Annotated in this window: 13 protein-coding genes; 10 read left to right on the top strand and 3 right to left on the bottom strand. The window is 66.7% G+C overall.

All coding sequences use genetic code 11. The features are described from left to right. Positions 1-43: 43 nt before the first annotated feature. Together AC6EUL_RS03115 and AC6EUL_RS03110 are read right to left on the bottom strand one after the other, a co-directional pair. The gene (locus AC6EUL_RS03115) at positions 44-1,114 is read right to left on the bottom strand and encodes a glycosyltransferase family 4 protein (protein WP_499868782.1); all 1,071 of its coding nucleotides are present in this window, start codon (positions 1,112-1,114) and stop codon (positions 44-46) included. After that, complete coding sequence (locus tag AC6EUL_RS03110; protein WP_499868781.1) at positions 1,111-1,932, bottom strand: UDP-2,3-diacylglucosamine diphosphatase; 822 nt, start codon at positions 1,930-1,932, stop codon at positions 1,111-1,113. Before AC6EUL_RS03110 ends, AC6EUL_RS03115 begins: the two co-directional genes overlap by 4 nt. Positions 1,933-2,518: 586 nt before the next feature. On the opposite strand from AC6EUL_RS03110, the gene AC6EUL_RS03105 reads away from it, so the two are divergent. The 9 genes from AC6EUL_RS03105 to AC6EUL_RS03065 all read left to right on the top strand — a co-directional run bounded on the left by AC6EUL_RS03105 (position 2,519) and on the right by AC6EUL_RS03065 (position 13,538). Then, a complete protein-coding gene (locus tag AC6EUL_RS03105) occupies positions 2,519-3,727 on the top strand; it encodes an aminotransferase class V-fold PLP-dependent enzyme (RefSeq protein ID WP_499868780.1) in 1,209 nt (402 codons plus the stop codon). Between the two features lie 130 nt (positions 3,728-3,857). After that, on the top strand, positions 3,858-4,796 hold the full coding sequence (locus AC6EUL_RS03100) for a D-2-hydroxyacid dehydrogenase (protein WP_056210981.1): 939 nt from the start codon (positions 3,858-3,860) through the stop codon (positions 4,794-4,796). 116 nt (positions 4,797-4,912) lie between these two features. Beyond that, the gene (locus tag AC6EUL_RS03095; RefSeq protein WP_056210983.1) at positions 4,913-5,773 is read left to right on the top strand and encodes an NADP-dependent methylenetetrahydromethanopterin/methylenetetrahydrofolate dehydrogenase; all 861 of its coding nucleotides are present in this window, start codon (positions 4,913-4,915) and stop codon (positions 5,771-5,773) included. Between the two features lie 5 nt (positions 5,774-5,778). Then, on the top strand, positions 5,779-6,420 hold the full coding sequence (fchA, locus tag AC6EUL_RS03090) for a methenyltetrahydrofolate cyclohydrolase (RefSeq protein WP_056490248.1): 642 nt from the start codon (positions 5,779-5,781) through the stop codon (positions 6,418-6,420). Positions 6,421-6,692: 272 nt separating this feature from the next. Further along, on the top strand, positions 6,693-7,871 hold the full coding sequence (locus tag AC6EUL_RS03085) for a malate--CoA ligase subunit beta (protein ID WP_056210987.1): 1,179 nt from the start codon (positions 6,693-6,695) through the stop codon (positions 7,869-7,871). Between the two features lie 18 nt (positions 7,872-7,889). Then, positions 7,890-8,783: a succinate--CoA ligase subunit alpha gene (gene sucD, locus AC6EUL_RS03080; protein WP_499868779.1), complete on the top strand. Its 894-nt coding sequence runs from the start codon at positions 7,890-7,892 to the stop codon at positions 8,781-8,783. A 235-nt stretch (positions 8,784-9,018) separates the two neighbouring features. Beyond that, entirely contained in the window at positions 9,019-11,778 is a 2,760-nt protein-coding gene (locus tag AC6EUL_RS03075) for a phosphoenolpyruvate carboxylase (protein WP_056210992.1), read from the top strand. Positions 11,779-11,908: 130 nt separating this feature from the next. Continuing rightward, positions 11,909-12,883 (top strand): HpcH/HpaI aldolase/citrate lyase family protein, encoded by a 975-nt coding sequence (locus AC6EUL_RS03070; protein WP_056210994.1) that lies wholly within the window; start codon positions 11,909-11,911, stop codon positions 12,881-12,883. Positions 12,884-13,103: 220 nt separating this feature from the next. Beyond that, positions 13,104-13,538 carry a GlcG/HbpS family heme-binding protein gene (locus AC6EUL_RS03065; RefSeq protein WP_056210996.1) on the top strand — a complete coding sequence of 145 codons (435 nt, stop codon included), beginning with the start codon at positions 13,104-13,106 and terminating at the stop codon, positions 13,536-13,538. 107 nt (positions 13,539-13,645) lie between these two features. Here the strand turns inward: AC6EUL_RS03065 and AC6EUL_RS03060 are convergent, their stop codons facing one another. After that, the gene (locus AC6EUL_RS03060) at positions 13,646-14,515 is read right to left on the bottom strand and encodes an outer membrane protein (protein ID WP_499868778.1); all 870 of its coding nucleotides are present in this window, start codon (positions 14,513-14,515) and stop codon (positions 13,646-13,648) included. A 231-nt stretch (positions 14,516-14,746) separates the two neighbouring features. Between AC6EUL_RS03060 and AC6EUL_RS03055 the strand changes: the two genes are divergently transcribed. Further along, positions 14,747-14,926: a hypothetical protein gene (locus AC6EUL_RS03055; protein WP_499868777.1), complete on the top strand. Its 180-nt coding sequence runs from the start codon at positions 14,747-14,749 to the stop codon at positions 14,924-14,926. Positions 14,927-14,943 lie beyond the last annotated feature (17 nt).

The following is a 14,943-nucleotide window of genomic DNA, read 5'->3' as shown; positions in this document are numbered from 1 at the left end:
CTGATCCCTTCCCCTAGCGTGCGTGGCCAGTCGGGTCCACGCGTCAGCCGAGTTCGACGATGCCCCGCGATGGCGTGCCCGCGGCCCGAACCCGGACGGACGTGCTGCCATGGGCTTGTGCGATGTTGTCGTAGAACTGCCGCGCGCTCTCGGCCCAGGTGTACCGCAGGGCTTCGCTGCGGCAACGCTCCCGCGGAATTGCCAAGGCGGCCACGGCGGCCGCCCGCAAGTCGTGATCGAGGACGCCGGCACCGGTCCGGCCGATGACGTCAAGGGGCCCGGTGACGGGATAGGCGGCCACGGGGACTCCACAGGCGAGGGCTTCGAGAAGCACGATTCCGAAGGTGTCGGTCAGGCTCGGAAACACGAAGACGTCGGCAGCGGCGTAGAGGGCAGCGAGGGCGGCGCCGGTGCGGATGCCGAGAAAGTGGGCCGCCGGCGCAATCCCCGCGAGGCGCGCCCGATCCGGACCGTCGCCGACGACGACCTTCGTTCCGGGCAGATCGAGGCGCAGGAACGCCTCGAGGTTCTTCTCCACCGCGAGCCGTCCCACCGAGAGGAAGATCGGCCGCGGCAGCCCGGCAAGGTCCGGCGCATCCGGCGGGCGAGGCCGGAACAGCTCGGTGTCGACGCCGCGCGTCCAGCGCATCAGGTTGGTGAAGCCGCGCGCGTGGAGGTCGCGCTCCAGGGAGGGAGTCGAGACCATAGTGCCGTTGGCCGCGCCATGGAACCGGCGCAGCCAGGCATAGCTCCAGGTTTCGGGCACGGGGGCCCGGGCGGAGAGGTATTCCGGGAAGCGGGTGTGATAGCTCGTGGTGAACGGACGGCCATGGGCGAGGCAGTATCGCCGCGTGGCATAGCCCACGGTCCCTTCCGTGGAGATGTGGACGTGGGTGGGCTGCAGATCGTCCCAGAGGCGCGCCACGTGCCGTTTGGTGGCGTAGGCGACCCGAATCTCGGGATAGCCCGGCAGGGGCAGGGAGGCGAAGTCCTGGTGGGTCAGGAACACCGGGTCGAAGCCGTAGGCAGCCCCCGCCGCGGCCATGTTCTCCAGGGAGCGGACCACGCCGTTGACTTGCGGATGCCAAGCATCCGTCGCGATGAGGAGCCTCACGCGACCGCCCGGGCTCCGTCGGGCCGCGTGCGGTCGACGAGCTCGGTCCGCCCGGCGCGGGCCCTCAGCAGGCTCGGATAGTGCAACACCTCCATGGTGCCGTCGTAGTGCTCGACGATGGCGGTGCAGGATTCCACCCAGTCGCCGGTGTTCAGGTAGGTGAGACCGTTGATCTGCCGGTTGGCCGCGTGGTGGATGTGGCCGCAGATCACCCCGTCGGCCCCGACGCGCTTGGCCTCGGCGCTGAGCAATTCCTCGAACTTGCCGATGAAGTTGACGGCGTTCTTGACCTTCAGCTTGGCCCAGGCGGAGAGCGACCAGTAGGCGAGGCCGAGGCGGCGGCGCACGGTGTTGACGTAGGTGTTCACGAAGAGGGCGAAGGTGTAGGCGCCGTCGCCCAGGAACGCGAGCCACCGGGCATGGCGGACCACCATGTCGAATTGGTCGCCGTGGATGACGAGGTAGCGCTTGCCGTCGGCGGCCTCATGCACCCGCTGATCGGCGATTTCGATGCCACCGAAGGTCATGCCGATATAGTCGCGCAGGAACTCGTCGTGGTTGCCCGGGACGTAGACCAGCGTCGAGCCCTTGCGAACCTTGCGCATGAGCTTCTGCACGACGTCGTTGTGGCTCTGCGGCCAGTACCAGCCGGACTTGAGTTGCCAGCCATCCACGATGTCGCCGACGAGGTAGATCTCGTCCGCATCGTAATCACGCAGGAATTCGAGCAGCAGATCGGCTTGGCAACCCTTGGTCCCCAAATGCATGTCGGACAGGAACAGGGTCCGGACGCGGGTCGTCTCGGTGTCTTCGCCCACGTTCGCCTCCGGGACAGCCTCCGATCCCTGGAGCCAAACCGGATTCCCGTATCAGTTTGATGACGTCGGCCTCGCCAGACCAGCCGCCTTCGGCGCCGCGACGTAAGCTCTTCTTCCACAAAAAAAATTTTGATTTGAGACCAAGTATTTCGGGTTTTCCTTTCGGCGGGAAGCCGGGCATAGTCCCGCTCAAGGTGCCCCACCGGGCGGCGTTCGAGAACGCATGACCGGAGCCCATCGAGGCGAACTAAGGGTGCCGTCCCCGGGGACGACGACGCTGAAACGGCCCAGCGGTCAGCGCGTGTCGCGCGACCCGGCCCATGGAGAAGAGGCTTGTGGTATTCGGTGGCGCGCGCGGCGACGGGCGTCGAAGGGCTTTCTTCGACGCGGGCGGACCTGGGTCCTGTATCCGTCCACAGGTCGCGCACGTACGAGTTCGTCCCGCGATTCATCTAACAAGCGGCCGCTACGAGCACTCGGGATCGTCCCGGGACGCCCCGTGCGATCCGCTTCAACCCTCGGCGCATCATTGTCGCCGCACGCCAGGGCGCGTGTGGTCACTAACGTGAGAAACGGAGAAAACATCATGGCGGCAACGCGACGTCCCGGCCGGAACCACCTGTTCGTCCCGGGCCCGACGAACATCCCGGATCGCGTGATGCGCGCGATGATGGTGCAGTCCGAGGATCACCGTTCGGTGGACTTCCCCACGCTGACCAAGCCGCTCTTCCAGGACACGAAGGCCGTCTACGGTTCGATCGAGGGCACCATCTTCCTGTTCCCGGCCTCCGGCACCGGCATCTGGGAATCCGCCCTGTCCAACACCCTGTCGCGCGGCGACAAGGTCCTGGCCGCCCGCTTCGGCCAGTTCAGCCACCTCTGGATCGACATGGCCCAGCGCCTCGGCCTGGAAGTCATCGTCCAGGACGAGGAGTGGGGCACGGGTGCGAACCCGGAGCGGATCGGCGAGGCCCTGCGCGCCGACAAGAACCACGAGATCAAGGCCGTCATGGTCGTCCATAACGAGACCGCCACCGGCGTCACCAGCGATGTCGGTGCCGTGCGCAAGGCGATCGACGCCGCCGGCCATCCGGCCCTGCTGTTCGTCGACGGCGTCTCCTCGATCGGCTCGCTCCCCTTCAAGATGGACGAGTGGAAGGTCGATTGCGCCATCGCCGGCTCGCAGAAGGGCCTGATGCTCCCCGCCGGCCTCGGCGTTATCTGCGTCAGCCAGAAGGCGCTCAAGGCCGCCGACACCTCGTCGGGCCAGAACGACCGCCTCGCACACGTGTACTTCGACTGGGCCGACCACCAGAAGCAGAACCCGGCCGGTTACTTCCCCTACACCCCGTCGCTGCCGCTGCTCTACGGCCTGCGCGAAGCTCTGGCCTGCCTTAACGAGGAAGGCCTCGAGAACGTCTACCACCGCCATCACGTCCTCGGCGAGGCGACCCGCCAAGCCGTGGCCGCCTGGGGCCTGAAGACCTGTGCCAAGGAGCCCAAGTGGAACTCCGACACGGTCACGGCCATCCTGGTGCCGGAGGGCGTCGACGCCGCCGCGATCATCAAGCACGCCTACGTGCGCTACAACCTGGCGCTCGGCGCCGGTCTGAGCCAGGTGGCCGGCAAGGTGTTCCGCATCGGTCACGTCGGTGACATGAACGAACTGTCGCTGCTGGGCGCCATCGCGGGTGCCGAGATGTCGATGCTCGATCACGGCGTGAAGGTCCAGCCCGGCTCCGGCGTCGCCGCCGCCTCGAGCTACCTGCGCGAGAACCCGCTCTCGAAGTCCTGAGCCTCCCCGGGTTCCGGATCTTTCGAAGCCAGACGTTCGGCCGGGATGGGTTCGCCCATCCCGGCCACGACCTCGACCCCACCCGTGACGTGCCCTATCCGAGACTTGGCCGGATCGGCCAGAGGATTCCATGACGAAGAAGATCGTGTTCCTCGACCGCGAGTCCCTGGACGCCAAGGTCCGTGAGTTCAACTTCCCCCACGAGTACGTCGAGTACGAGTCGACCTGGACGCCGGAGGAGATCGTCGAGCGCCTGAAGGGTGCCGAGATCGCGCTGATCAACAAGGTCCCGATGCGGGCCGAAACCCTGAAGCAGCTCCCCGACCTCAAGCTGATCGCGGTGGCCGCCACCGGCACCGATGTGGTCGACAAGGAGGCCGCCAAGGCCCAGGGCATCACCGTCGTCAACATCCGCGGCTACGCCTTCAACACCGTGCCCGAGCACGTGATCGGCCTGATGTTCGCCCTGCGCCGGGCCATCGTGCCCTACGCCAATTCCGTGCGCCGGGGCGATTGGGCGAAGTCGACCCAGTTCTGCTACTTCGACTACCCGATCCACGACATCGCCGGCTCGACGCTGGGCATCGTCGGCTACGGCGCGCTCGGCAAGTCCATCGCCAAGCGGGCGGAAGCCCTCGGCATGACGGTCATCGCCTACGACGTGTTCCCCCAGGAGGGCCTCGTCGACTTCGAGACGATCCTGCGCGAGTCCGACGTCATCACGCTGCACGCGCCGCTGACGCCCGAAACCCGCAACATGATCGGGCGCGAACAACTCGCGAAGATGAAGAAGCACGCGCTCCTCATCAACACCGCGCGCGGCGGCCTCGTCGACGAGGAGGCTCTGGCCGAAGCCCTGAAGGCGGGCACCATCGGCGGCGCCGGCTTCGACGTGGTCATGACCGAGCCGCCCAAGAACGGCAACATCCTGTGCGAGCTCGACCTGCCCAACCTCATCGTCACGCCGCACGTGGCCTGGGCCAGCAAGGAGGCCATGCAAATTCTCGCCGACCAGCTCGTCGACAATGTCGAGGCCTTCGTCGCCGGCAAGCCGCAGAACGTGGTGTGACGCGGGCCCGCGCTCCCCACTCGCGCGGGGGCGCATCGTGATCGCCGAAGCGATCGACCAAATCGAAATCAAACGCCAGCCGCGCCGAGCGCGGAACCGACAGGGATCCTGAAGACATGAAGAAGCTGCTGTTCCAATTCGACACCGACGCCGTCCCGAGCGTGTTCGACGTGGTCGTCGGTTACGATGGCGGCGCTGATCACATCACCGGCTACGGCAACGTCACTCCGGACAATGTCGGCGCACTGGTCGACGGCACGATCTACACCCGCGGCGGCTCCGAGAAGAAGTCGACGGCGATCTTCGTCGGCGGCGGCAGCATGGCGGCCGGCGAGGCCGTGTTCGAGGCGGTGAAGAAGCGCTTCTTCGGCCCGTTCCGTGTCTCGATCATGCTCGATTCCAACGGCTCCAACACCACCGCCGCCGCCGGCGTCGCGCTGGTGCAAAAGGCGGCCGGGTCGCTGCAGGGCAAGAAGGCCGTCGTGCTCGCGGGCACCGGCCCGGTCGGCATGCGCTCGGCCGCGCTCCTCGCGCAGGAAGGCGCCGACGTCATTCTGTGCGGTCGCTCGCTCGACAAGGCCCAGGCCGCCGCCGACCAGATCAACACCCGCTTCAAGGTGAACATCAAGGCCGCCGAGACGCCCGACGCCGCCTCGCGCGCACAGATCGTCAAGGGCCAGAACCTCGTGTTCTCGGCCGGCGCCATCGGCCTCGAGCTCCTGCCCGAGGACGCCTGGAAGGACGAGGCCAGCATCGAGTTCGTGGCCGATTACAACGCTCAGCCGCCCCTCGGCTTCGGCGGCATCGAGGCCATGGACAAGGGCAAGGATCGGCACGGCAAGAAAGTGTTCGGCGCGCTCGGCATCGGCGGCCTGAAGCTCAAGCTGCACCGCGCCTGCGTCGGCCAGCTCTTCGACAACACCGAGCAGGTGCTCGACGCCGAGGCGATCTACGCGCTCGCCAAGAAGATGGCCTGATCGCCATGGCGGAGAAAGAGAATCCCGCGCACGAGACGATCCAGACCTTCCTGGATGGTCTGGCGAGTTCGGCGCCCACGCCCGGCGGCGGCGGTGCCGCCGCCATCTCGGGCGCCATGGGTGCCGCCCTCCTCAGCATGGTGTGCAACCTCACCATCGGGAAGAAAAAGTACGTCGAGGTCGAGGGCGAGCTCAAGGAGATCCTCGGACAGTCCGAGGCCCTGCGCGCCGAACTCACCGGCATGATCGCCGACGACGTCGAGGCCTTCGACGCGGTCATGGGCGCCTATGGGCTTCCCAAGACCACCGACGAGGAGAAGGCCGCGCGGGCGGACCGGATCCAGGCCGCCCTCAAGGTCGCCACCGACGTGCCGCTCGAATGTTGCCGCGCCTGCCGCAAGGTCATCGACCTCGCCCAGACGGTCGCCGAAAAGGGCAACCTGAACGTGATCTCGGATGCCGGTGTTGCGGTGCTCTCCGCGCATGCGGGCCTGCGCAGCGCGGCCCTGAACGTCTACGTCAACGCCAAGGGCCTCGACGACCGCGCCTTCGCAGACGAGCGCCTGCGCGAACTCGAAACCCTCCTGGGCTCGGCCGGTCCGCTGAACGAGTCCATCTATGAGGTCGTCAAGGCCAAGGTGAACTGAGGCGCGATCCGACTCGGGCCCCAAGGTGAGTCGGCCTCGGGAACGTCCGGGCGGTTCCGCGAGGCATCGGCTCAAGACAAACCGGATGATCAGAGGTAACAAGAGCTGCTCCCGACGCCATCGGGGCAGCTCTTGTGCAAATTGAATACAGTTCACCGTCCCTCAAGGCAGAGTGAACGGTAATTTAAAAAAATATAAATGGCGAAGCACTTTCCGTGAAGTGAAATTTACGAGACAGTCGCCCCAAGAAAGAAACGCCGAGGAGAACGCTGATGGACGTGCATGAGTACCAGGCCAAGGAACTGCTTGCCGGCTTCGGTGTCGCCGTTCCCAAGGGAGCCGTGGCCTTCAGCGCCGACCAGGCGGTCTACGCCGCGACCGAGCTCGGAGGATCGTTCTGGGCCGTGAAGGCGCAGATCCACGCCGGCGCCCGCGGCAAGGCCGGCGGGATCAAGCTGTGCCGGACCTACAACGAGGTGCGCGACGCCGCCAAGGACCTCCTCGGTAAGCGCCTCGTGACCCTCCAGACGGGGCCCGAGGGCAAGCCGGTCCAGCGCGTCTACGTCGAGACCGCGGATCCGTTCGAGCGCGAACTCTACCTCGGCTACGTCCTCGACCGGAAGGCCGAGCGCGTGCGGGTCATCGCCTCCCAGCGCGGCGGCATGGACATCGAGGAGATCGCCGCCAATGAGCCGGAGGCGTTGATCCAGGTGGTCGTCGAACCCGCCGTCGGCCTGCAGCAGTTCCAGGCCCGCGAGATCGCGTTCCAGCTCGGCCTCAATATCAAGCAGGTGTCGGCCGCCGTGAAGACGATCATGAACGCCTACCGGGCGTTCCGCGATTGCGACGGCACCATGCTGGAGATCAACCCCCTGGTCGTCACTAAGGACGACCGGGTCCTGGCGCTCGACGCCAAGATGTCCTTCGACGACAACGCCATGTTCCGCCGGCGCAACATCGCCGACATGCACGACCCCTCGCAGGGCGACCCGCGCGAGGCCCAGGCCGCTGAGCACAACCTCTCGTATATCGGCCTCGAGGGTGAGATCGGCTGCATCGTGAACGGCGCCGGCCTCGCCATGGCTACCATGGACATGATCAAGCATGCCGGCGGCGAGCCCGCGAACTTCCTCGATGTCGGTGGCGGCGCCTCGCCGGACCGGGTCGCCACGGCCTTCCGCCTCGTCCTGTCGGATCGCAACGTGAAGGCGATCCTCGTCAACATCTTCGCCGGCATCAACCGCTGCGACTGGGTCGCGCAGGGCGTCATTCAGGCGGCGCGCGAGGTGAAGATCGACGTGCCGCTGATCGTGCGGCTCGCCGGCACGAACGTCGAGGCGGGCCAGAAGATCCTGGCCGAGAGCGGCCTCGACCTCATCACCGCCAACAGCCTGTCCGACGCCGCCGCCAAGGCCGTCGAGGCCTGCGCCGCGACCAAGCGCGCCAACTAAGAACGGGGAGGATACGTCATGAGCATTCTGATCGACGAGAAGACCCCGATCATCATCCAGGGCATCACGGGCGACAAGGGCACTTTCCACGCCAAGGAGATGATGGAGTACGGCTCCAACGTCGTGGGCGGCGTCACCCCCGGCAAGGGCGGCAAGACTCATCTCGGCGTGCCGGTGTTCAACACCGTCAGGGAGGCCGTGGAAGCCACCGGCGCCACCACCTCCATCACCTTCGTGGCGCCTCCCTTCGCGGCCGACGCCATCATGGAAGGGGCCGATGCCGGCCTCGCGCTGATCTGCTCGATCACCGACGGCATCCCGGCCCAGGACATGATGCGGGTGAAGCGCTATCTGCGCCGCTACCCCAAGGACAAGCGCACCATGGTGGTGGGCCCGAACTGCGCCGGCATCATCTCGCCCGGAAAGTCGATGCTCGGCATCATGCCCGGTCACATCTACCTGAAGGGCAATGTCGGCGTGATCTCGCGCTCCGGCACCCTCGGGTACGAGGCCGCCGCGCAGATGAAGGACGAGGGTATCGGCATCACCACCTCGGTGGGCATCGGCGGCGACCCGATCAACGGATCGTCGTTCCTCGATCATCTTGCCCTGTTCGAGCAGGACCCGGAGACCAAGGCCGTCCTGATGATCGGCGAAATCGGCGGTCCGCAGGAGGCCGAGGCCTCCGCCTGGATCAAAGAGAACATGAAGAAGCCGGTCATCGGCTTCGTGGCCGGCCTCACCGCCCCGAAGGGCCGCCGCATGGGCCATGCCGGTGCGATCATCTCGGCGACCGGCGATTCCGCCGCCGAGAAGGCCGAGATCATGCGCTCCTACGGTCTTACGGTCGCTCCGAGCCCCGGTGAGTTCGGCACGACGGTGGCGCAGGTGATGCGCAAGCTGGCGGCGTGAGCCGACGCCGATCCGTCCTGCGGATCGGCCACGCGCCGACATTCGAACCTCGACTCACCGCTCCCCCCGGCGGATCGCCGGCCTAGCCGAAATCGATCGCGCTTGTGGGGAGGGGCGACGCGACTGAAAACCCGACGGCTGGCGCCGATCCCATGCCGGCGGGGCGTAACAGACCAATCCATTGGCTGCCTCCGTCGCGGTCAATCGGCTGATACTTCCCTCGAGGTGGCCTTCGATGACGGATACCCTTCACGCCCCGGTCGGAGCCGTCGACCACGCCTTCGCGCCGCCCGTCATCACGGGCACCTCGTCGAAGGAAGCGCTCGACATCCTGTTCCATGCCCTCCTGGACGTAGCCCGCCGGCACGAGCCCGAGCTCGAGGACGTGCTGCACGGCCGCGCCAACATCTCGGAATTCTCGCCCGAGCTGCTGGCCCGCGCGCTGCAGGTGCAGGGCATCTGGTTCCAGCTCCTCTCGATCGCCGAGCAGAACGCCGCCATGCGCCGGCGCCGTCAGGTCGAGCGCACCAAGGGCCGCGAGGCGCTGAGCGGCAGCTTCAGCGCCGTGCTGGCCGATGCGGCGGCGAATGGCATCAAGGCGCCGGAAATCCACGCTCTGCTCAAGGATCTCCGAATCCGCCCGACGATCACCGCGCATCCCACCGAGGGCAAGCGCGTCACCGTGCTGGAGAAGTTCCGTCGCATCTACCTCGTGCTGCGCGAGCTGGAGCTGCCGCGCTGGACCGAGCGCGAGCGCAACGGCCTGATGAACGAGCTGCGCGACCAGATCGAGCTCGTCTGGATGACGGGCGAACTCCACCTGGAGAAGGCCACCGTCGAGCGCGAGGTCGCCTGGGGTCTGCACTTCTTCGACGAGACGCTGTTCGAGATGCTGCCCGAGGTGCTCTATTCCCTGGAGGAGAGCCTGGCGCAGTACTACCCGGACGAGAAGTTCGAGGTGCCGGCGTTTTTCCAGTTCGGCTCCTGGATCGGCGGCGACCGCGACGGCAACCCCTACGTCACCTCGTCCGTCACCCGCACCACCCTGCAGCGCAACGCGCTCGCCTCCCTGCGGCGCTACCGCGACGGCGTGACGTCCCTCGGGCGCACGCTCTCCCTCACCGAACGCTCGCTGCCGGTGCCGGCGACCTTCAAGGCCGAATTGGCGCAGATGCTGGCCGAGAGCGGCGACGGCCGCGCCATCGCCAACCGCAACCCGGGCGAGGCCTATCGGCAGTTCCTCACCTGCATCCTGCGCAAGCTCGAGGCGACGATCCTGCGTAACAAGGGTCAGCGCTCGACCGGACCCGACTACCCGAGTGCCGACGGCCTCATCAACGACCTGCGGACCCTGGAGCAGGGGCTCGCCGACGCGAAATGCGCCTCGCTGGCGATCGACTTGGTGCGCCCGGTGCGGCGCATGGTGGAGATCTTCCGCTTCTCCACTGTCCGCCTCGACCTGCGCGAGAACACCACCCGCACCACCAAGACCCTGCAGGCCCTGTGGATCCAGTCCCATGGGCAGAACCGCACCCCGCCCGACGTCGATTCACCCGAGTGGAAGAAGTGGCTGATCGAGGAACTGGCCAAACCCCGGACCGGGGAGCGCAGCTTCGACGACCTGCCGGACGACGCCCGCGAGACCCTGGAGACCTTCGCGCTGGTGGGCGAGATGCGTGAGCAGCTCGACCGCGAAGCCTTCGGCGCCTTCATCCTGTCGATGACCCGCTCGGTGCAGGACATCCTCGGCGCCTACCTGCTGGCCAAGGAGGCCGGCAACTTCCTCGACGCAACCGGCACCGAAATCTGCTGCCTGCCGATCGTGCCGCTGTTCGAGACCATCGACGATCTCCGCGCCGCGCCCGCGATCATGAAGGAGCTGTTCTCGATCCCGGTGGTGCGCCGCTCGACCCGCTGGCAGGGGGGCGTCCAGGAGGTGATGATCGGGTACTCGGATTCGAACAAGGACGGCGGCTTCGTCGCCTCGAACTGGGAACTCTACAAAGCGCAGGACAAACTGACCCAGCTCGGCAAGGCCTCCGGCGTGCCGATCGCGTTCTTCCACGGCCGCGGCGGTTCGGTCAGCCGCGGCGGCGCTCCGACCGCACGGGCCATCGCGGCCCAGCCACCGGGCTCGATCAACGGACGCTTCCGCACCACCGAGCAGGGCGAAGTCGTCTCGTTCAAGTACGCCAACCGGGGTACCGCCGCCTACCAGATGGAGCTTCTGGCCTCCTCGGTCTTCGAGCACGCCCTGAAGTCGGAGCGCGAGGCCGCCAAGATCCCCCGTAACGAGTTCGACGATTGCCTGGAGGCGCTGTCGGGCGCCTCGCGCGCGGCCTACGTCAACCTGATCCAGCACCCCGACCTGGTGACGTATTTCGGCGCCGCGAGCCCCCTCGACGAGATCGCGCTCCTCAACATCGGCTCCCGCCCGGCCCGTCGCTTCGGCGCCCGCTCGCTCTCCGACCTGCGCGCCATCCCGTGGGTGTTCGCCTGGTCGCAGAACCGCCACGTCATCACGGGCTGGTATGGTGTCGGTTCGGGCCTTAAGAGCTTCCTCGACGTGCGCGGTCAGCAGGGCGAGGCCCAGCTGCGGCGGCTGTTCGCTGAATCGAAGCCGTTCCGGCTCATCCTCGACGAGGTCGAGAAGACGCTGCTGATGGTGGATCTGGAGATCGCGCGCGACTACGCGAGCCTCGTCCCCGACGAGAACGCGCGCAACAGCATCTTCCCGATGATCGAGGCCGAGTACGCCCTGACCCGCGAGATGGCCCTGCGGGTCAGCGGCGGCCGCGAGCTCGCCGAGCGCTTCCCCCTGTTCCGCGACCGCCTCAACGGGCGCCTGCCGACCATCAACCAGGTCAGCCGCGAGCAGGTCGAGCTCCTGCGCCGCTTCCGCTCGGAGGAGGACGAGGATCGACGCGAGGCGGTGAAGTCCGCCCTGCTGCTCTCGATCAATTGCATCGCCGTCGGCTTCGGCGCGACGGGGTGATCCATTTGTCCCAAGACCGAAGACCGCCACCGGCCCTCGGTCTTGCGCTCAGCCGCACCCGGACGGGTATGGTGGCCCGACCGTCGGGTCTCCTGAACGACCCAATCATTCGCAACAGGAAGGAATCCCCATGAGCTTTACCCTGATCCAACAGGCCACGCCGCGCCTCCACCGCTCGGAACTCGCCGTCCCGGGCTCCAACCCGACCTTCATGGAGAAGTCGGCCACCTCGAAGGCCGACGTGATCTTCCTCGATCTTGAGGACGCGGTCGCTCCCGACGACAAGGAGCAGGCCCGCAAGAACATCATTCAGGCGCTCAATGAGATCGACTGGGGCAACAAGACCATGATGATCCGCATCAACGGTCTCGACACCCACTACATGTACCGCGACGTGGTCGATATCGTTGAAGCGTGTCCGCGCCTCGACATGATCCTGATCCCCAAGGTCGGCGTGCCGGCCGACGTCTACGCCATCGACGTGATGGTGACGCAGATCGAGCAGGCCAAGAAGCGCGAGAAGAAGATTGGCTTCGAGGTCCTGATCGAAACCGCTCTCGGCATGGCCAACGTCGAGGCGATCGCCACCTCGTCGAAGCGCCTGGAGGCCATGTCCTTCGGCGTCGCCGACTACGCCGCTTCGACCCGCGCCCGCTCCACCGTCATCGGCGGCGTGAACAAGGACTATTCGGTCCTGACCGACAAGGACGAGGCCGGCAACCGCGAGACCCATTGGCAGGACCCGTGGCTGTTCGCCCAGGCCCGCATGATGGTCGCCTGCCGCGCCTATGGCCTGCGCCCGATCGACGGTCCCTTCGGCGACTTCTCCGATCCGGACGGCTACACCTCCGCCGCCCGCCGCTGCGCCGCGCTCGGCTTCGAAGGCAAGTGGGCGATCCACCCCTCGCAGATCGACCTCGCCAACGAGGTGTTCACCCCATCCGCTGCCGAGGTCGACAAGGCTCGCCGCATCCTGGCGGCCATGGAAGATGCCGCCAAGGCCGGCAAGGGCGCCGTGTCCCTCGACGGCCGCCTCATCGACATCGCCTCCATCCGCATGGCCGAGGCGCTGATCGAGAAGGCCAACGCGATGTCGGCGAGCTGAGGGCTCGGCCCGACGCCTGACGAAACCCGCAACTCGGCCGCCCCTCTCGGGGCGGCCCTTTTGTTTGGTGACCGGTCCGCAGCTTGGCCGGCACCAAGACCGTCCGTCATTCGTTAATCCACGCCCGCCATGGCCAAGCGTTGCGGCAAACCTGCAAGAGCGAGCAGACTGACGGGCGCATGACATAAGACCCTCACCAGGTATTCAGGGAGATCCCATCATGCACGTGACCATCGAAGACGCGCACAAGGCCATCGAGGCCGCCCGCGCGAAGGCCGCGGAGCTCGGCACCCAGATGTGCATCGCCGTCGTGGATTCCGGCGGAAACCTGAAGGCCTTCTACCGGATGGACGGCGCCTGGGTCGGCTCCATCGACATTTCGCAGAAGAAGGCCAAGACCTCTGTCTTCTTCGGCATGATGACCGGGCAGATCGGTCAGCTCTCGCAGCCCGGCGGACCGCTCTACGGGATCGAGCATTCGAACGACGGCCTGATCACCTTCCCGGGCGGCATCCCGATCGTCGACAAGGACGGCGAGATGTCCGGCGCCATCGGCGTCAGCGGATCGACGGTCGAGAACGACCATGCGGTGGCGCTGGCCGGCGCAAGCTGCATCGGGTCGACGGAGCTGCCCGCGCACCCCTGGCGGACCTGATCTGCGCGCGACCCCCCTTCGAACAGCGAAAAGCCCCGCTCGCGAGAGCGGGGCTTTTCCTTGCGGGCCACGAACGCGACGGCCCCGCGGGGCCGCCGGATCGAAGCTTACATTGAGCCGAACTTGTAGTTGAAGCCAGCCTTGACCAGGTTGCCCTCGGTGTTGAAGCGCGAGGTGTACGAGCCGGTCGCCGGAGCGCCGAGACCGGTGTTGTTCACCAGAACGTTGCGGCTGCCGAGGTCGTAGCGGAGATACTCGGCCTTCAGCGTGATGGCGCTGGCGCCGAGGAGGCCGCCGATGAAGTTGAAGCGGTTCAGGAAGCTGTCGGTGGGGATCGCGTACTCGATTCCGCCGCCGTAGACGTAGCCCGTCTCCATGCCCTTGTAGCGACCGAAATAGGCCAGCTGGTTGGCGGTGTTGAAGAAGTCGGCCTGGTACTTGACCTCGCCGTAGGCGAAACCACCGGTCCCGTACACGAGGAACCGATCGAAAGCGTAGCCCAGGCGACCCTGGACGGTGCCGAGATAGTTCAGACGGTTCCGGTAGCTGCTCGGATCCGGGATGAAGTTGTTCTGGGCGATGGCCGGGCCGAAATAGTCGCGGCGCTTGCCGATGTCGGTCCAGGTGACGTCGGCCTCGGCGCCGACGACGAAGCCGGAGCCCGGGGTGAACTGGTAGTTATAGCCGATGCCGCCACCGATGTTGCCGATGCCATCCTGCTCGGCCTTGAAGCTTGGAGCGCGGCGGCCGAGAGCGACGTTCGTGGCGGTGTTGGCGTTGTTGCCGACCGTGCGAATGGTCTGGCTGTCGCTGAAGGTGTAGGAGCTGTGCGTTCCCACGTAGAAACCGGTCCAGGTGAAGACTGGCACCGGCACGAAGACCGGCGGGGGCGCCTGACGGCGCGGAAGGTCGGCGGCATTTGCTGCGCCGATGGCGGCGAGCGAAGCGAGGCCAGCCAGGAAAGTCTTTGCAATCATCGGGGTGTCTGTCCCAGGGTCGGAGAGTTGCCGTCAAGCTACTCGCGGTTGTCCAAGCCGACTATGCCCCGCAAGCCACACCCCCCTCGGAAGCGTCAGACGGCGTACGAAATTCCGGCGTACGGCCCCGTCGGCATGCGAGCCGCGATGCACTGCGGGGGCCGACAACGGCCGGTTAAGCACGTCACGCTATCCCGGTCCGGCACCCCTCCAGCCGTGACAGGAGCGACGATGACACGGGACCAGCTCGCCGCCGAACTGAAGCGCATCGCCACCGACCAGGTCAGTGACATCGAGCGCGCGGTCAAGGACGGCCACAAGACGATCGCCCTGAATGAGATCGCTGATCTCAACCGTAACCTGAAGGCCCTCGCGGCTGCCGTGAAAGGCAAGGGCCTGGTCCGAGTCTGACGTCGGCGCCGGCACAT

The sequence above is a fragment of the Methylobacterium sp. 001424705 genome (assembly GCF_059816145.1).
This window is presented reverse-complemented; position numbering and strand designations above follow the sequence as displayed.